Annotated in this window: 27 protein-coding genes; 22 read left to right on the top strand and 5 right to left on the bottom strand. The window is 33.7% G+C overall.

The window, feature by feature from the left end; translation table 11 throughout:
• Window positions 1-480 precede the first annotated feature (480 nt).
• The 6 genes from KQX66_RS10590 (at window position 481) to KQX66_RS10565 (ending at window position 4,547) form a co-directional block, all read left to right on the top strand.
• A complete protein-coding gene (locus KQX66_RS10590) occupies window positions 481-1,770 on the top strand; it encodes a S1 family peptidase (protein WP_216792414.1) in 1,290 nt (429 codons plus the stop codon).
• A gap of 82 nt (window positions 1,771-1,852) precedes the next feature.
• Window positions 1,853-2,380: a DUF3221 domain-containing protein gene (locus KQX66_RS10585; RefSeq protein WP_216792413.1), complete on the top strand. Its 528-nt coding sequence runs from the start codon at window positions 1,853-1,855 to the stop codon at window positions 2,378-2,380.
• 330 nt (window positions 2,381-2,710) lie between these two features.
• The gene (locus KQX66_RS10580) at window positions 2,711-2,962 is read left to right on the top strand and encodes a YolD-like family protein (RefSeq protein ID WP_216792412.1); all 252 of its coding nucleotides are present in this window, start codon (window positions 2,711-2,713) and stop codon (window positions 2,960-2,962) included.
• Window positions 2,963-3,003: 41 nt separating this feature from the next.
• On the top strand, window positions 3,004-3,294 hold the full coding sequence (locus KQX66_RS10575) for a hypothetical protein (protein ID WP_216792411.1): 291 nt from the start codon (window positions 3,004-3,006) through the stop codon (window positions 3,292-3,294).
• Window positions 3,295-3,348: 54 nt separating this feature from the next.
• The gene (locus tag KQX66_RS10570) at window positions 3,349-4,068 is read left to right on the top strand and encodes an HNH endonuclease (protein ID WP_216792410.1); all 720 of its coding nucleotides are present in this window, start codon (window positions 3,349-3,351) and stop codon (window positions 4,066-4,068) included.
• Between the two features lie 44 nt (window positions 4,069-4,112).
• A complete protein-coding gene (locus tag KQX66_RS10565) occupies window positions 4,113-4,547 on the top strand; it encodes a hypothetical protein (RefSeq protein WP_216792409.1) in 435 nt (144 codons plus the stop codon).
• 69 nt (window positions 4,548-4,616) lie between these two features.
• Here KQX66_RS10565 and KQX66_RS10560 read toward each other — a convergent pair whose 3' ends face one another.
• Both KQX66_RS10560 and KQX66_RS10555 read right to left on the bottom strand, forming a co-directional pair.
• A complete protein-coding gene (locus KQX66_RS10560) occupies window positions 4,617-4,892 on the bottom strand; it encodes a spore coat protein (protein ID WP_253957054.1) in 276 nt (91 codons plus the stop codon).
• Window positions 4,893-4,914: 22 nt separating this feature from the next.
• The gene (locus KQX66_RS10555; protein WP_253957053.1) at window positions 4,915-5,127 is read right to left on the bottom strand and encodes a spore coat protein; all 213 of its coding nucleotides are present in this window, start codon (window positions 5,125-5,127) and stop codon (window positions 4,915-4,917) included.
• Window positions 5,128-5,315: 188 nt separating this feature from the next.
• Between KQX66_RS10555 and KQX66_RS10550 the strand changes: the two genes are divergently transcribed.
• The 5 genes from KQX66_RS10550 (at window position 5,316) to KQX66_RS10530 (ending at window position 8,413) form a co-directional block, all read left to right on the top strand.
• Window positions 5,316-6,551, top strand: a complete 1,236-nt coding sequence (locus KQX66_RS10550) for a glycosyl hydrolase family 28-related protein (protein WP_216792408.1) — start codon at window positions 5,316-5,318, stop codon at window positions 6,549-6,551.
• Window positions 6,552-6,596: 45 nt separating this feature from the next.
• On the top strand, window positions 6,597-6,845 hold the full coding sequence (locus KQX66_RS10545) for a hypothetical protein (RefSeq protein ID WP_216792407.1): 249 nt from the start codon (window positions 6,597-6,599) through the stop codon (window positions 6,843-6,845).
• A 94-nt stretch (window positions 6,846-6,939) separates the two neighbouring features.
• Window positions 6,940-7,215 carry a hypothetical protein gene (locus tag KQX66_RS10540; RefSeq protein ID WP_216792406.1) on the top strand — a complete coding sequence of 92 codons (276 nt, stop codon included), beginning with the start codon at window positions 6,940-6,942 and terminating at the stop codon, window positions 7,213-7,215.
• A gap of 75 nt (window positions 7,216-7,290) precedes the next feature.
• On the top strand, window positions 7,291-7,476 hold the full coding sequence (locus tag KQX66_RS10535) for a hypothetical protein (protein WP_216792405.1): 186 nt from the start codon (window positions 7,291-7,293) through the stop codon (window positions 7,474-7,476).
• A 4-nt stretch (window positions 7,477-7,480) separates the two neighbouring features.
• On the top strand, window positions 7,481-8,413 hold the full coding sequence (locus KQX66_RS10530) for a RecB family exonuclease (RefSeq protein WP_216792404.1): 933 nt from the start codon (window positions 7,481-7,483) through the stop codon (window positions 8,411-8,413).
• 48 nt (window positions 8,414-8,461) lie between these two features.
• On the opposite strand, the gene KQX66_RS10525 is transcribed toward KQX66_RS10530, so the two are convergent.
• On the bottom strand, window positions 8,462-9,013 hold the full coding sequence (locus tag KQX66_RS10525; protein ID WP_216792403.1) for a hypothetical protein: 552 nt from the start codon (window positions 9,011-9,013) through the stop codon (window positions 8,462-8,464).
• Window positions 9,014-9,030: 17 nt separating this feature from the next.
• Complete coding sequence (locus tag KQX66_RS10520; protein ID WP_216792402.1) at window positions 9,031-9,570, bottom strand: matrixin family metalloprotease; 540 nt, start codon at window positions 9,568-9,570, stop codon at window positions 9,031-9,033.
• A gap of 289 nt (window positions 9,571-9,859) precedes the next feature.
• Here KQX66_RS10520 and KQX66_RS10515 point away from each other — a divergent pair, with 289 nt between their 5' ends.
• Window positions 9,860-10,990: a hypothetical protein gene (locus tag KQX66_RS10515; protein ID WP_216792401.1), complete on the top strand. Its 1,131-nt coding sequence runs from the start codon at window positions 9,860-9,862 to the stop codon at window positions 10,988-10,990.
• Window positions 10,991-11,038: 48 nt separating this feature from the next.
• Here the strand turns inward: KQX66_RS10515 and KQX66_RS10510 are convergent, their stop codons facing one another.
• A complete protein-coding gene (locus tag KQX66_RS10510; protein ID WP_253957052.1) occupies window positions 11,039-11,533 on the bottom strand; it encodes an RsfA family transcriptional regulator in 495 nt (164 codons plus the stop codon).
• Between the two features lie 235 nt (window positions 11,534-11,768).
• Between KQX66_RS10510 and KQX66_RS10505 the strand changes: the two genes are divergently transcribed.
• The 10 genes from KQX66_RS10505 to KQX66_RS10460 all read left to right on the top strand — a co-directional run bounded on the left by KQX66_RS10505 (window position 11,769) and on the right by KQX66_RS10460 (window position 15,746).
• Window positions 11,769-12,149: a type II toxin-antitoxin system PemK/MazF family toxin gene (locus KQX66_RS10505; RefSeq protein WP_216792400.1), complete on the top strand. Its 381-nt coding sequence runs from the start codon at window positions 11,769-11,771 to the stop codon at window positions 12,147-12,149.
• Window positions 12,150-12,190: 41 nt separating this feature from the next.
• Window positions 12,191-12,361, top strand: coding sequence for a hypothetical protein (locus KQX66_RS10500; protein WP_216792399.1), 171 nt, complete (start codon window positions 12,191-12,193; stop codon window positions 12,359-12,361).
• 185 nt (window positions 12,362-12,546) lie between these two features.
• On the top strand, window positions 12,547-12,774 hold the full coding sequence (locus KQX66_RS10495; RefSeq protein ID WP_216792398.1) for a hypothetical protein: 228 nt from the start codon (window positions 12,547-12,549) through the stop codon (window positions 12,772-12,774).
• A 234-nt stretch (window positions 12,775-13,008) separates the two neighbouring features.
• Window positions 13,009-13,362, top strand: a complete 354-nt coding sequence (locus KQX66_RS10490; protein ID WP_216792397.1) for a cyclic-phosphate processing receiver domain-containing protein — start codon at window positions 13,009-13,011, stop codon at window positions 13,360-13,362.
• A 33-nt stretch (window positions 13,363-13,395) separates the two neighbouring features.
• Complete coding sequence (locus KQX66_RS10485; protein ID WP_216792396.1) at window positions 13,396-13,644, top strand: hypothetical protein; 249 nt, start codon at window positions 13,396-13,398, stop codon at window positions 13,642-13,644.
• Between the two features lie 186 nt (window positions 13,645-13,830).
• On the top strand, window positions 13,831-14,043 hold the full coding sequence (locus KQX66_RS10480) for a hypothetical protein (RefSeq protein ID WP_216792395.1): 213 nt from the start codon (window positions 13,831-13,833) through the stop codon (window positions 14,041-14,043).
• Window positions 14,044-14,071: 28 nt separating this feature from the next.
• Window positions 14,072-14,326, top strand: coding sequence for a hypothetical protein (locus tag KQX66_RS10475; RefSeq protein ID WP_216792394.1), 255 nt, complete (start codon window positions 14,072-14,074; stop codon window positions 14,324-14,326).
• A gap of 255 nt (window positions 14,327-14,581) precedes the next feature.
• Window positions 14,582-14,983 carry a hypothetical protein gene (locus tag KQX66_RS10470; protein WP_216792393.1) on the top strand — a complete coding sequence of 134 codons (402 nt, stop codon included), beginning with the start codon at window positions 14,582-14,584 and terminating at the stop codon, window positions 14,981-14,983.
• Between the two features lie 37 nt (window positions 14,984-15,020).
• A complete protein-coding gene (locus KQX66_RS10465; RefSeq protein ID WP_216792392.1) occupies window positions 15,021-15,188 on the top strand; it encodes a hypothetical protein in 168 nt (55 codons plus the stop codon).
• A 249-nt stretch (window positions 15,189-15,437) separates the two neighbouring features.
• Entirely contained in the window at window positions 15,438-15,746 is a 309-nt protein-coding gene (locus tag KQX66_RS10460) for an HNH endonuclease (protein ID WP_216792391.1), read from the top strand.
• Window positions 15,747-15,752: the final 6 nt, after the last annotated feature.

Genomic DNA, 15,752 nt, shown 5'->3' with positions numbered 1-15,752 from the left:
TTGGTTGCTATGTTTAAAAAAGTTTCTGGTATCTTCATGTCACTTTCGCTAGCTCTTGTTTTCACTGTCTCGTCTCAAGCGCTTGCTGCCGAAAAAACAGTGAGAGAAGTTAAGAACTACAAAGGCCATATTGATTGCCCTAGCACTCTTAGTTACAACAAGGATGGGTACATTGGAGAGTTAAAATGGGGGAAGACTGTATATTTGAATAGTCTGAACTTGACTCAATGTCACTACGGCGGAAAAGTCTATAATCACTAATTATTGTCAAACTATTGCAATCACAAAAGAGTTGCTATTTATAAATAGCAGCTCTTTGTTTTGCTTTTTCATTAGGTTATATTCTGTTTGCCCTGAACTATTAGTTTTTAATGTAAATATGTGTCGAATTATAGGTAACAAAGAACTATATACTTAATTAACAATAATCAACTAATATATATGTGTAATGGAAAATATCACCAAAAATGAGGTGCGGAAATGAGTAAAAGAAAGAATTTAATTGTATCAATCGCTCTATCAGTTGCAGTATTAACATCCGTAGCAACAAGTACAGCAAATGCTTTGAATACTGAAGTAAATGTTAAGAACGAAAGTAGTAAAAGTAATTTTGAAAAAAATGAGAAATTCAGAAAAGAATTCGGTCTGAAGAGTAATAGTAGTTATATAACTAATTTGCTAAATGATAAAACAACGAAGAGTAGTGAGAAATATGGGGTTACTTTGACCAAGGAAGAAGAAATGGAGTTAGATGCGAGATTTGAAATGTTACGAGTAAAAATACCAAAGATTAAAGAGTATATATCAAATAAAGAAAGTAAAGATAATTATGCTAATATTTATATCGACCAAGCAAGCGGAGGAGTTATTAATATTGGATTAAAAGATTTTAATCCTGAGACAGAAAGACAAATTAAGAGTGCAAGTGGTGATTCCAAGGTTAAGATATATAAGGCAAAGTATTCAGAAAAAGAATTAGATGAGCTTCATCAAAAAATAAGTGATTCCCGAGAGGAACTTGCATTAAAGAACATTATGATCAAATATATAGTGACAGATATTATCAAAGAAAAGGTTGTTATTGCAGTCGAGAAAACAAGCGATTCAGTTATAAATACTTTGGGCCAAATGTTTAACGAAGACATGATATCTGTAATACAGGGTAAAAGTCCTGAAAAACAAGATTCAAGTACTTATACAAGACCAGTTCAGGGTGGCTTGAAAATTCAAAGTGATAATAAACTATGTACTGCTGGATTTTCTGCAAGAGATTCATCCGCTCATTATATAGTTACAGCTGGACATTGCGTAAGCTATACTGGCGAGGAATGGAAACAAGGCGGATCTCTTTTTGCATATACCAATAAGTATCAAGAAAGTGGTAATGTAGACGCAGCCGCACTTAAAATTGATCCCTCAAATGCAACTGCTTATTTATATGCTTATCGGAACTTGAATTTTTCAAAAGTTGTTTACGTTGAACAAGGATCTCAAGAAACTGTAGGTCAAACTGTATGTATCTCTGGAGGAAACTCTGATAATACAAGTTGTGGAACTCTACAATCGAAAAATTGGTCCGGTTTCTTAGGTACTAAATATCATTATGCTATGCGGGAAGCAAGTTATTCTGCAATCGCAGGAGATAGTGGAAGTCCCATTTGGGCTGGATTCACCATTATGGGTGTTCATACAGCGGAGGGAGGAATTTATACGCATGTTCAAAATGCAATAAATGCTCTCGGGGTTTATCCAGTTACAACAAGTCCATAAATGGAAAAATTGTAAGATGGCTATCATAGAATAGTTGTCTTACAATTTTCTTTTTAATATTTACTTAAAAGGAGATGATGTATTGAAGTATAGTTATTTTATTATTGCTTTATTGTTTATCAGTATTGTTGCAGGTTGTACAGAGAAAGAAAGAAGTGTTATGACAGGACTTATTGTAAAAATAAGTGAAAATTCAGTTTTAGTTGTTGAAGAGAAAGAAAACAAACCAAGAGCGATAACTGTATCTATTACTAATGCAAAAATCATTGATGAAAAGGACAGTAATCTTGATAAAAATCAATTAAAACTCGGAATGGATGTTGAAGTATGGGTTACAGGCCAAATTGCAGAATCATATCCAGAACAGGCGGTAGGTACAAAATTAGTCATTAAACCAGAACAGAATAAAAATGAAAGTTCAATAAGTCGTACAACAGCAATTGAAAAGGCGTTAGGATACACTAAGGGTGAAATTATTAACGCATATATAAGAAAGGTTCATTTTAATGCCGAAATCAAACAATGGACTATTGAGATTGGCAGCTTGTTAGAAGAGGGAAAGGTAATCATAAAAAAAATCAACTCAGACACTGGTGAAGCTATAATTTAATGAAATGGGAGTGCGCCACTCCCTCATTACAAAAAAATAAAAAATGATTTTATTTACATAATATAGTGATTCTGGTATTATGGATGTACTAGATGAAAAAAAGATAGCACCAAATTCTCTATTAGCTGTACTCCTGTTTTGTACAGGGGATAAGGGTATTTCATTGGAAACGGAGAATGGATATCTAACTTAGTGAACTTGAAGGTAAATGGGTCATACGGACTCAGGATGCTGCAAATGGAGTTATTTCATTCACGACTACGATAATTGGATTAAGGATGAAGATCCAACAATATGATTGTTTTAGTACATCAGGGGGAGGGGCTACAGATGGCTAAACCAAAAGTAGCGAAACGACCAACGCGAGATGAATTTGTACTAGAGGAGATAGGGAACCAACTCACCGAGGCATTTTATGAAAAATCTGAAATCGAATTGACTGTTTGGGGATGGGAAGAAGCAGTACGCGGTCAAATTGATAAAATGGATTCTAGGACAGGTAAAGTACATATTGAACAAATTAATGGAGTCGTGAAAGTACCTTTTATGGATATTATGCGTGTTGATTATCCACGAGATTAAGGGAAGAGCAGTTTCATAGTGAGTGAAGGGATGAGATGCGAATGGAGATTAACTATACACCAAAATTATACAAACGGGAGCTAAGTGGAATTCTTCAGGAGTCACGAGGATCAAGGTTTCAATTTGAAAAAACATCTGATAGTGGAGCATCTTATATTTTAGTCGATGAATCTGTTCAAAGAATTATGGATAGGATGCGCGATGTTATCAATGGAAAACGTGATAAAGTTTATTTAAGTCGCAGTATGGGAAACATTGATCTGGAACAACTGTCAAATGGTAAATGGCAAATTTGGGATGAATTCGATGTATATGAATTTGAAATGAAATAAAATGACTGATTCATGGTCATTTTATTTAAAAAATAAAATAAGGAGAAATGTATTTTGAATTTAAGTGCTGAAGAAAAATTGAGAAGAAAAGAAGAACGAAGACAAAAGAAATGGGAAGAAACGCATAGAATAATAAATGGGATTGATCATAAAAGATGTAAAATATGCAAAGAATATTACCACTCAACAGAAGATTATTTCCATCTCAATTCTTCAAATGGGATTGATGGACTTAACCCTTATTGCAGAGACTGTACTAGTAAGAAATCTCAGAGTTGGAACAACAACAATAAAGAAAGATTCTTGATTAGTATGAATAAATACAATAATGCCACCGAAGAGAGAAAGCAGAAGAAAAGATTGGCGAGTGAGAAATCGAGAAAAAAGGGATTATTAAAAATATGGCAGCAGGAAAATAAAGCCAAATTAAAGGAGTATAGAGACAATCGAAAACTGCATAAACAGCATAAGATAACTGAAGAAGAATGGTTAAAATGTAAATTATATTTTAATAACAGTTGCGCGTATTGCGGTAAAACAGAAGCCGAACAGCGAGAACAAAATAAAGAGGATTTTCACAAAGAGCATTTTAATGACGAAGGAGCAAATGATCTGTCCAACTGTATTCCAAGCTGCACAAACTGCAATTGTAGAAAATGGATGTTTAAAGTTGAAGTGTGGTACAATAACAGAAATCCTATTTTTAGTCAGGATAGATATAACGGGATTTTAAAGTGGTTAAATGAAGATCATAAACAATACATAATAAGTTGAATCCCAAAGAAATGGCTATTTTATGTGAATAAGGAGGTCAATTGATGGCTAGAGGATGGTACGGATTATATCTTGGAGATAGAGTAGTTTATGATATAGGTACTGGAAGAAAAATTGAAGGAACAATTGTCAAGTTGTTTGTGTCAGACAGAAACAAAGGCCTTCTGATAGACGATGACGGAAAAGAGCATACGATAGTATGCGAATTCTGTGCCAAGATTCCGCCAACTAATGGTATATTTAAGTTTCGGCCCTTGAGTGACATTCAATACACTGTACTAATTTATGAATTTGACGGTTATCTTAAAGTTTATACTTTTTTAGGTAATGAGATTGAAAAAAACGTAATGGGAATCATAAGTGATTTTGGGGATGAAATAGAAAAAATTGCGATTTATGTGCGAGAAACTGCTTCTAATTTAAACAGTCTCTATCAGGAAATTAATCAAAATGAATTTATTGAATTTTATAAAGGATAATATGAACGTCATGTACTATTGGAGCATTGAGAAATAAAACCACCCTAAAATATAGGGTGGCCTTGGTGATTAAAGGTTTAAGGCGGTTGTAGCGTTTTGAATATCGGTTTGAATTTGTTGCTTAATGTTATATGCGTTATATAACCCCTTAGATTGCATATAACCATATAGACTTTCTTGAAAAGCTACCGCATTGTTAAACTCTTGCTTTAAAAATGTTCTTACTTGCGGCGATGCGGATTCTGTAATTGCTACTGCCAATTCTTTAACAGCGGATTTTGCAGTTATTAGCATGTCTGTAGCGATAGTCTGATCAGTTAATGTTGATTGGACTGTTGCGTTCAAGGAATATTTACCCTCTTTTCATTTAAGATAATTGTGTTGCAGCTGATGCGAGCATACTTTGCATTTGTTTGATTGAAGCAGTTGTTTGCTGAATATCTTGTTGGATTAATGTTTTTAACGCCGGATCTTGTACTAGTTGTAGCCGTGCTTTGGCCTCAGTTATGCATACGGTTTTTGAAGTCAAAAGTTCATGTAGATCCAGAGTTTCATGAAGAGCCAAACCTGTTTGAGTCAATTGATTCACCTCCAGTCCAAGATTAGGTTATCCAGAAATGGAATTGCTATGCAACAAAATAAACACCTTCGAATATCAGGGACGAGTGTAAGAAGCAAAAAGCATTAAACTTAATGGAGTTCATTATATCGAATCCAATAAAAGGCATGTTTTATGGGGAAAAATAAAAAATTAAAGGGATGGTAACAGTGTCAAACAAGAAAAATAGAGTTTTAACCAGACGTAATTTATTGGCTTCTATGGGGTTGGCTGGTGCTTCATTGCTTGCAACTGGTTCGATATTACCTCGCGCTACTGCTGCTACATCATCAAGCATGATAAATGTAAAAGACTTTGGAGCGATTGGTGATGGGGTAGCTGATGATACTACTTCTGTTAATAATGCAATATCAAATCTTCCATTATCAGGAGGGGTACTCTATTTTCCATCTGGACGGTACAAAATTAATAATCCAATATCAATCAGTAACAAAGATGTAACCATCAAAGGAGATGGTATACAACTTAGTCAATTATTCTTTCCTATGAGTAATGGGATTACATACACAACTAATAATTTGTTTAATGATGCCCTTCAAGTACAAGATTTAACTCTTGTGACAATATCAAATAATTCGTATAAAGGTATCATCGTATCAATTCCTAGCAACCAAGGGAGCGCATGGAAAAATCTAATCATAGAAAGAGTCTATCTTTCAGGCAGTACGAGCATTGAAGAATATAATAATGGAACTAACGGTAGTCAAACTGGAATCAATAAATGGCTTACAGCAATTGAACTCAGTAATTGCGGAGTATCTCATATTAGAGATTGTGTTGTCAGGTCAGGTCCATATTCATCTTCTAATGGTATAGGAATTGAATTGTTGGGTTACACAGTGGATATTCTGATAACGGGATGTAAATTTTATGGTACAGGAATATCTATTAGGAAAAATGGACCCGCTGAGGGGATCATAATTGATAACTGCATGGGTATAAATGTTGGTTCTTTTTTGGTAATAAATAGTTCTAGTAATAATCTCAATGGCGTATATGCTTCTGTGCATAACTGTCATATTAATTATTTTGAAAATGGCATGAATATAAATTACCATCCACAAATATTTATAGATAAGTGTCTTATTTATAAAAATGGACCATCTTCAGGAACATTTGATATCATTATTAATCGATGTGATAGATCAAGGATCACGAATTCTTCACTTATTGTACATGCTTCTACAGGCACTTCAAATGGTATTGCGGTTGCAGGAACTAATACATGTTTAATTCAAGGTAATATTATTCAAGAAAGAGAAACTGGCGTTTGGCTAAAAGGGGATGCGACAAACTGCATTGTTTCAGGGAATAGAATAAGCAACAATGGAACAAATATTCTTAATCAAGGTGCGAACAATTTAGTTGAGGGAAATTTGTTTTAAAAACATCGAATAAAATGCAAGTTTTATAGGGAGCTTGGTGATTAAATGAGAATTGAAAAAGTCATTACTGTTATTAGAGACAGGGAACCATCAGACATAAAACCAAATGTTGCTCACAGGTTTGATTTTGAGGATGAAGATGGTAATGAATACGAATGGAATACAACGACTGATCCTGAAGAAGTTCGTAGGGGTCAGAAATGGCTTGTTAGGATGACAGTGTTTCAAAATGCCTCTGTACTTAATAGGTCGTTTCAACGAGTAAAAAATGTATCATTTGTTGAAAGGCGATAAAGCGATTGGATACGAGTCTATGAGGGTTTTAGCATAAAAAGGTAAATGAAGAAGCCTCTAAAATATGCTATCATCAATTTAGAGGTGAGCATATATGTACTCAATAGACGAGGTTTACAATTATTGTTCCGCGGCTTTGGATTTAACGAGTGAAATGTTTAGGGATGAAGTTGCAGAGTATTTATCTGAACATAACATTATAATTGAAAGATACTCTGTTGCAAATAAAGTCAGTACAGTTGAATTGTGCATAGAAACGAACGGAACACATAATTATTATTTCACCTACAATAAAAGTAATGGTGATTATGGAGTTGTAAGGGCAACTCAAGAAGCTTTTGCAGCTCTTAATGATGAAAATAAGGTTTAGAATGTGTAAACTCCCACTTGTAAAGTTGGGGGTTTTTGTATAGTATCGAATATATGTTCTATGGAGGTGTCAGTCATGATTGAAAAATATCCATTACTCAAAGAATCGGATAAGACAATGTTCGTTTTTGAAAGAAATGGTAAGATTTATGGTCATATTATAAAAAATAAAACAGAAAAGGCACCAGCAAAATTTATATTTGAAACAGAAAAGTATGATTCTATAGAAAAACTAAAAGAAGAGTATCCACCACAGGAGTAACAATATGGCCTTTGAGGTACGATCCTATCCAGAATTGTCTTGGTCCATATCAAGGGATAAGATATTTAGGGAATGTAAAAGGCAATATTATTATCACTATTATGGATCACATAATGGTTGGCTTGATGATGTGCCTGAAGAAACGAAACAAATATATAGGCTTAAGCATTTAACGAATCTCTATATGATCTTCGGGGAGAGCATACATTTTATTGCTGAGAACTCCATTAATCAGTGGAGATTGCTAAAGGAATTTCCCAAAAGAGAAGAGTTAATTGCTTCATGCAAGAAGAATCTTAATGATGCATTCAAGGACTCTCATTTGCGTTCAAAATGGATTGATAGGCCAAAGAAAAGCCTTATGCTGCACGAGATGTACTACGATGGCCTATTGCCTGAGAAACGTACAAACGACATTAGAGAGCGGCTAGAACCATGTATAGATAACTTGCTTAAGAGTAGAACTATTAGAGATATTACATTTACACAGGATTCTTCGATAATAGAAGTGGAGCAGCTTAACACCTTCTATATCCTAGATGATAAGTTATATGTTAAGCTTGATCTATTATATCAGGACCCGATTGGTCGCTACGTGATTACCGATTGGAAAACAGGAAAAGAAGATGAAAATAACCAAGCCCAAACTTTGTTTTATGCTCTATATTTCAAAAATCAATTTCCCAATGTGTCACTTCAGCAATTGAGGATTCGCTTGGAATATCTGAAGGATGGGGAATGCACCGAGTTTGAGCCTACAGAAGAAATGTTGCGATGGGCGAAGCAACAGGTTATCGATAGTATTGAGGACATGAGAATATATATTGAGGACGATAATTTGAATAAGCCAAAACATATTGATGAGTTCTATCCTGAACCGAGTAAAAAAGCATGTTCTAGTTGCAATTATAGAGAGCTATGTTCCCATAAAATATAGAAAAGAGACAGTGAAATTAACTGTCTCTTTTAAAATAAATAAGAGTAATCATTCAAGGTTAAGTTGATTTTTATTGGCGATTAGGTCTAGTTGCGTAGGATGCTCTACTTTCTTGCTTATAATATTACCAGAACTATCCAAATTGAATTTTCCTTGATATACACCTAGTACTGTATATGCCTGATCTTTTGTTACTGGACCAACATATTTTTTCAAAAACAAAATTGCTTTTTCTTGGGACTTTAATGTTTTTTGACCTTCAAATGTATGCTCGACATTGTTGTATACGCCGCCAGTTTCAAGTATCTTGATTTGTTCATTGTTTTGATGGTGCCCCTTGTATGCCTTTTTAATCACTACATCGGATACTGTGAAAACCACATTATTATACTTGATAGGATTTGCTTTCATTACGTCAGCCTCAACGATGATATCTGCTTTTTGTTTAAGCTCATCCACTGCTTTAAAAGATTCAGAAAGTTCTCCATGGCTATCCATCGAAAATATCGGAACATTAAGTAGGTGAATAAGAAGAGCAGAAGCAATGAATAATGTAATTATTCCAAAAGTAACTGTTTTTCTTTTTAGTCCTAAGAACATATTTGCTCATCCCTTTCTCAATTGTATAGATTTCTCACTCCAGCATAATCATCAGCTTGAGGAGTTGTCACAGTACGATATGGGTTTCCAGTAGTGTACATAATCGTAGCTGAATCGTTAGTGTGGTCAAGACCCAGAGAATGTCCTAATTCATGAGAAAGAGTAGATTTGTTCCATTCATTACTTCTGGAATCCATATTGGTGTAGTTGACATCAATTACAGAACTATTATAGTCTCCCCAAAAAATATATTGTCGGTAATTTGTATTTCTAGCATTCCAATCAACATTCCCAAACTCACTACCGCCAATGTAGATATTACCACCTCCACCATAAGACATACTGATGTTGACTCCAGTCCCACCTCTATTCCAGTCTTGAATGGAATCGAAGAATATAGAACTATAGGGATACTTAAGTTCCCCAGTTTTTACTACTGCATTCAGATTTTTGGTTTTGTGTTTCCCTCCAAGATACGTGTAAGCAAATGCGCTAGTAGATCCAAGTGCTAAAGTTAAGACTGTCGCCAATAAAATGGATTTAGTGCTAATATGCATACGACATTTCCTCCCCATAAATTATATGTGAGATGCTGTTGAATCAATTCACATAATTTTATTTTATCTATCAGACAATAAATAGGATATAGGACTAATAAATCATTAATGTGACAAAAAAATACAATTATAATATAGGAATTTAGTATTCTTTGTTGGGGAATATCATAAAATATAGATTTCATCACCTTTCGAAAGGTGATTTTTTATTTCTATTATTTACATATAAATATGCATATGTTATATTGATACTAATCAAGATAAAATATATATAAGGAGATTGATTTTAATGAATACTCTGGCACTGCAAGAAAGATTTATTGGAGAAAAGGATTTTAGAAATCAATACATAGAAAAAACAGAAGTGCTTAGTAAGGTTAAAACTCTTACCCTGCTACCTAACAATGAACATATGACTATCAAGATGGTTGCTGACTTCTATGAGGTTGATGAGGTCACAATCAGACAGATAAGGGTGAGACATAAAGATGAACTTGAATATGACGGATTGAAAACAGTAAAAGGTGAGGAGTTAAAACAACTAAAAAAAGGTCTGTTACATGATGTCACGAACCTATTTGCTTCTTCAGTAGTTCTTGTGCCACGGCGTGCAGTTCTTCGTTTTGGAATGTTATTGCGAGACAGTGAAATAGCAAAACAAGTTAGGACTTATCTTCTTAATGCAGAAGAAATTACTACAAGAGAACAGCGTTCAATCGCATCCAAATTCACAGGCACATGGGAACACGAAGAAGAAATTATCCTAATGAATTGCATTTTGGCAGCTCTGAATAACGGTGGTACAATTGGTGAGGGTGCCAAGTATGCTTCTCAAAAGATTAATCACTCGAAAGGCGCTTGCGCAAATAGATTTCATACAAATCTCAAAAAATACATATCCGACGAGAAGATTCTAGCAGTAATTGAAAATAACAAACGAACAAAAGGCAAAGTAATTTCTCTAGCTGAGCGACCGAAGTCTGAGAGGTCCGAAAATAGTGTAGAACTGTCGAAACAAATCGATAAGGTACTTAACAATCAATTGCAGCAGATTGATGATATGAAAAGGAAAATTGATTTACTTAATGACGAGAAGAAACAATTAATCGAACAAGTTAATGAGTTGACTTTGAAAAATAAAGAAATAGAATATGACGTTAACCTTAAGAATTTTATGTTAGTAGACAAGGACCAGCAAATAGCACTCATTCAGGAGAGTCATGTAAAAGAGATCAATTCTATTAAAGCAGAGAGCGAAAGAATTATTACTCACTTGAAAACATATAAAAGAAAGTATAGAGCACTTGAGGAAGTCTTTAATTCTCAAATGAGGATCGAAAGAAACAAGAAGACTGAAGAACAAAAACAAAAAAAGGGAACTTCTTTTACTATTCAGAATGGTGTTCCTGTGTTTGAGTAATAAAACAGACCACTTCAATAAATTTGAGAGTGGTCTTTTTCTTTAATTTTAACTTGTTTTCAAGGCACCAATCTCTCTAGCTCTCTTCATAATATCAACGAAATTCTGATAATCTTCTAGAACTTTCTGCTCAGGAGTCATAATTACATCAAGTTTTTTCTGGATAGCTTCAAGTTCCTTTGCACGTTGATCCAATTCGTGGAACATGATTTTCATTTGACTCTTAATTCGATCCAAGGCAAACTTTATACCGCTAACATCATCTGAAGGAAGATGGTTAGAAGCAATAGAAACATTATGCTTATTATTTTTCAGTTCCATTCGCTGAGATTTAGCCTTCTGAATTGCTTCCTCATATCGTTTTCTTACTTCACTGTTCCAGCGGAAGCCACATGCAGCGCTTGTTCGACTTAAGCGCGCAGAAGCCTCTTCAAACGCCCTTAATTGAGTACTCCCTTGCTTGATATGCTCAAGAATAATATTGGCCAGCAACTCATCTTCAGAAGGTTGCCATGCATCTCTTCTTTCAATCTGATTCTCCAAGTTTCCTCACTCCAATTGAAAAGTGTACACTCCCATTGTAACCACATATATTATTAATATTCTTCTTATGTTTGAAAAAGTACTTAGGTGCATGTCCCATATAGAAGTCACAAACAATGGAATATAAAAGTAAAAAATAAAGAAAAGGTAAATAGAACATATGTTTGCTTGTTAAAGAAAGTAAGACATACTATAATTTTATTAAAAGCAAAATATATATAAGGTGGTAAAAGCAATGGATTTTAATCATTTACATACAGAACAGACTTTTCGACGAGGGGATATTTGCTTAGCCGATCTATCACCAGTTGTGGGTTGTGAACAGGGAGGAGTAAGACCAGTATTAGTTATTCAAAACGATATAGGAAACAGATACAGTCCAACAGTAATCGTTGCTAGCATTTCAACAGCAAATAAAAACAAAAATAGAGAAAAAAGGCTACCAACTCATGTCGAACTACTTGCTGACAGGCACGGTTTAGAATATGACTCCACAGTTCTTTGTGAACAATTGAGAACGATTGATAGAAATAGGATAGATAGGAAGTTGACAACACTCGATACCAATACTATGGAACAAATAGACCTAGCTCTTGAAGTTAGTATTTTTAATTAAAATTATTTCTGTTTTCAATAAATTATACGAGGAGGATTTTAATGTTTTTTAAGATTTGGGGAAAAGAAGGGCTTTTTGAGAAACAAGTAATTGCCAAAATTTTAAGTTCCGAAGGAGTTCATGATGTACTTTCTATCTTGATTGATGCTGAAAAGAATAGAAAGGCGAGTGTTACCATTGGAAACACAAAAATACTACTTCTTAGATGTTAATTCTAACTGAGCCTAAGTGACCTCAATGGTTACTTAGGCTTTTATAATTATAAAATAAAATATGATATTAAAAAATATAATTATTGACTTTATAAAAGTAAATGATATAATAAAGTCATAAGAAAAAGATGGAAAAAGGAATGAAACTATATTTTTATCGGAATTTGAAAAAGGAGTAATATAAAATGACAGGTGAAAACTTTAAAAGAATAAACCGTAAAAACACTGAAATTGATAAACTTAAAGAGAAATTAGATAGTGCAAAAATAGCATTCACTAATTACAGCAAAGTACCTGATGAAAGCGATTGGAGTTTTGATGAACTGTATAAGCTTGAAAAAGTAGTCATAAAATTAGAACATAGTTTATACTGCGCTGAGTATGAAGAAAACACAAGAAGAAACTGGAGATAAAATGATCCATTTATGAGGAGACGATCAGATTGTATGCAATTAAGATAAAAGACAGGTATATCAAATATGTAAATGGCCGACTTAAATATGTTGAGTCTCGTGATGAAGCTTCACATTTTTTAAACTTTTAAAGGAGTAACATGGGCGATAGAAGAGCTTGAAAAAAAGATGAATTACTCTGATGTTACATTTGAAGAATTCGAATAAAGATCCTTTTTTAAGGAGTTGCAAAATATGATTAATGTTTATGTAGATGATCTGCGTGACTGTCCAGAAGGCTTTCAAGTTGCAAGAACTTATGAGGCAGCCATCGAACTTATGAAACACAATGAAGTTGATATTCTTACACTCGATCATGATTTAGGCGAAGATGCTGAAGGAAATGAATTGAAGAATGGATATGACTTAGTTAAATACATATGCGAGAACAGTCTGAGGGCAAATAAAATCTATCTTCATACGGACAATCCAGTTGGACGCAAAAATATGTATGAGACTCTTTTGGCGGCACAGCGTAGAGGATTTATCGACCCAGATATTGAGATTTATCATTATCCTATAACCACAAACAAATATAACGGTAATTGAAAAAAATGATTCTTTCATAAGGTGGTATATTCAATGCAATATAATGAAACTCCAGAGGAAATTATGCGTGATCTTTATGAAGTGGGCATACATAAGGCTTTAGGTTATTTGCCAACAAAGACAATTATTAATATTTGCGGAAAGTCCATTCAAGAAATCATTGATTTTGCAGAAGCAAATGGTCTTCGTCATTGGCTTTATCAAACAGAATGTGTGAGCGAATTATATGTATATGATGTTTCAATGCTCTCTCAAATGATAAACAATTACACGAAATCTTAAATGCTGCTGGAGTACCAACTAGTTCATCTCAAGATTATGTGGAGTTTATTGCCAAAAATTTGGTTCATCAAGAAAAGTATCCTCAAGCATATGTGGTAATAGCAAAGACATTTAATGACGATAGGTTTTCTAATATTGAGATTTAAATAGGATAAAATGAATATTTTATGGGGAGATGACATTGGGATGAATAACAAAAATGTAAAGTATATTAATACACCTATTTGGGTTAAAGAAAGTATTTCGGAGACATTTTGTATGGGATGGAACGAAGTTAAGGATAATGAAGATCTTACTGTGGAATATATTTCTGAGGAAGAAAATGAAGGATTTACATTGAAGGTTAACGGAGAACATTTATTCTTTGATTACTTCTCTGAATGCTACGTAAGGCAATAAAAGGATTCTTTCATGGGGAGTTGATAAGGTGAACCCAAATGTAGTACGAAGGCAAAAATATGATGAGATTAAACGCCGTTTAAGTAAAATGGAACACGACGAATTCATGAGTGCGATTGATAAGATTTTCAAATTGATTGAAGAGAGTGACAAGAATCCAAAGCAAAATGACCTCAACTACTATTTAACACTGCAAGATCATATAGAAATTTATGATTTAATGTTGCTAGAATTATCAAGACGTAAGAATCAAGCAATTATTGATTATAGAGAATTTCTATAAAAGAAGTATTTTATGGAGAATGGTGATTAAATGTTAATAGAAGATGATGTATATTTTTCTATACGTAATAATAACCCTTATAGATTACAAAAAGATAAAAATAAGGGCGGATGGTATCTAACGAAAGCGTATGATGACCAGTTTGAAACACTGTTATATACTGACTCACAAATGAAATCGATGCTTGAAGAGAATTTTATTAAATCCTAATAAAATAAGTCTTTTACATGGATATTGAAAGGAGAGTTGATTCAAGTGTCAGTTATAGTTGGAAAATGTAAAAATGAAATATCAAGAATTATGCCGCCGTTTAAAGGAATGCCTGATTGGTTAGCTGAAGAAATGAAAAAAGAGTATAAAACTGAAATTGGAGATATTGTAAGGTTTGAAAATAATGAAAGTGGAGGTTATTATTTTTACCTTAACCACGAACGAATTGATATGAGTCGCACAGAATTAGAAGAGCATTTTGAAATTGTTTGGGAGTATGGCTGCTATAACACATGCATCCGAGATGGTATTCCATGCAACAAGATTGGTCAATACATACCAGAAGGAACAACGGATCGATCTAAGTACTGGTCTAATTGCTGTAGGATTGGATGGGAAGTTGGTCGAGCTGCTTGTTACATGTATGAGGTTGAAGAGGCCCAATAAAAAATCAATTTTATCAGAAAATCAGGAGGAATCTAATATGGTCAAAAAATATGAATTTGAAGTGGTAATGACAGGGTGTACTAAAAAGGTTTGGGCTTTTAATGTCCATGAGGCAGAGATTCTTGCGAAAGCAGAAGCTATCAAAGATGAACTGGATTATCATGTATTGAATGTTTATAATTTAACACTTTATCCGAGTCGATAAAAAGCAGAATTCATTGGGAAAAGGAGAGGGTTATATATTAAAAAATGTACTATGTGTCCAAATGTAAAACCGCTAAGTGAGTTCTATTGTAGAATAAAGAAAGACGGTGAAATTTACTACCATCCTGAATGTAAAGAATGTACTAAGAAACGATCAGGGAAATGGAGAATTGATAATCCAGAAGCTCGATCCGAAATACAAAAAACCTATCAAGCAAAACCAGATAAGCGTAAATTAAGAGCAGAACTTATGAAAAAATATCGTTCAATGGGAATCATTCTTGAATGGCAGCAAAAAAACAGAAACAGAATTAAGGAATTAAATGAAAAATACAGATTGAAACAACACATTATATCACATAAAGAATGGAAAGCATGTAAAGATTATTTTAACTTCGCTTGCGCTTATTGTTCCATGCCCGAAGAAGATCACAAGATTCTATTTGGACAACAATTACATAAGGAGCATGCAGATGCAAACGGCAGTGTGTTTTTAGATAACTGTATACCAGCCTGTTTACCTTGTAACAGTAGTAAGGGAGAATATGAACTACTATAATGGTTC

The sequence above is a fragment of the Paenibacillus oleatilyticus genome (genome assembly GCF_018998565.1).
In the GTDB taxonomy this organism is placed as follows: domain Bacteria; phylum Bacillota; class Bacilli; order Paenibacillales; family NBRC-103111; genus Paenibacillus_G; species Paenibacillus_G oleatilyticus.
This window is presented reverse-complemented; position numbering and strand designations above follow the sequence as displayed.

Excerpts from the sequence above, each read along its gene's own strand:
- KQX66_RS10505 (WP_216792400.1), top strand. The coding sequence starts at position 11,769 with ATGGATTTTAATCATTTACATACAGAACAGACTTTTCGACGAGGGGAT.
- KQX66_RS10495 (WP_216792398.1), top strand. The coding sequence starts at position 12,547 with ATGACAGGTGAAAACTTTAAAAGAATAAACCGTAAAAACACTGAAATT.
- KQX66_RS10545 (WP_216792407.1), top strand. The coding sequence starts at position 6,597 with ATGAGAATTGAAAAAGTCATTACTGTTATTAGAGACAGGGAACCATCA.
- KQX66_RS10580 (WP_216792412.1), top strand. The coding sequence starts at position 2,711 with ATGGCTAAACCAAAAGTAGCGAAACGACCAACGCGAGATGAATTTGTA.
- KQX66_RS10460 (WP_216792391.1), top strand. The coding sequence starts at position 15,438 with ATGAAAAAATATCGTTCAATGGGAATCATTCTTGAATGGCAGCAAAAA.
- KQX66_RS10530 (WP_216792404.1), top strand. The coding sequence starts at position 7,481 with ATGGCCTTTGAGGTACGATCCTATCCAGAATTGTCTTGGTCCATATCA.
- KQX66_RS10500 (WP_216792399.1), top strand. The coding sequence starts at position 12,191 with ATGTTTTTTAAGATTTGGGGAAAAGAAGGGCTTTTTGAGAAACAAGTA.
- KQX66_RS10565 (WP_216792409.1), top strand. The coding sequence starts at position 4,113 with ATGGCTAGAGGATGGTACGGATTATATCTTGGAGATAGAGTAGTTTAT.
- KQX66_RS10525 (WP_216792403.1), bottom strand. The coding sequence starts at position 9,013 with ATGTTCTTAGGACTAAAAAGAAAAACAGTTACTTTTGGAATAATTACA.
- KQX66_RS10540 (WP_216792406.1), top strand. The coding sequence starts at position 6,940 with ATGTACTCAATAGACGAGGTTTACAATTATTGTTCCGCGGCTTTGGAT.
- KQX66_RS10490 (WP_216792397.1), top strand. The coding sequence starts at position 13,009 with ATGATTAATGTTTATGTAGATGATCTGCGTGACTGTCCAGAAGGCTTT.
- KQX66_RS10480 (WP_216792395.1), top strand. The coding sequence starts at position 13,831 with ATGAATAACAAAAATGTAAAGTATATTAATACACCTATTTGGGTTAAA.
- KQX66_RS10465 (WP_216792392.1), top strand. The coding sequence starts at position 15,021 with ATGGTCAAAAAATATGAATTTGAAGTGGTAATGACAGGGTGTACTAAA.
- KQX66_RS10485 (WP_216792396.1), top strand. The coding sequence starts at position 13,396 with ATGCAATATAATGAAACTCCAGAGGAAATTATGCGTGATCTTTATGAA.
- KQX66_RS10590 (WP_216792414.1), top strand. The coding sequence starts at position 481 with ATGAGTAAAAGAAAGAATTTAATTGTATCAATCGCTCTATCAGTTGCA.
- KQX66_RS10535 (WP_216792405.1), top strand. The coding sequence starts at position 7,291 with ATGATTGAAAAATATCCATTACTCAAAGAATCGGATAAGACAATGTTC.
- KQX66_RS10520 (WP_216792402.1), bottom strand. The coding sequence starts at position 9,570 with ATGCATATTAGCACTAAATCCATTTTATTGGCGACAGTCTTAACTTTA.
- KQX66_RS10575 (WP_216792411.1), top strand. The coding sequence starts at position 3,004 with ATGGAGATTAACTATACACCAAAATTATACAAACGGGAGCTAAGTGGA.
- KQX66_RS10515 (WP_216792401.1), top strand. The coding sequence starts at position 9,860 with ATGAATACTCTGGCACTGCAAGAAAGATTTATTGGAGAAAAGGATTTT.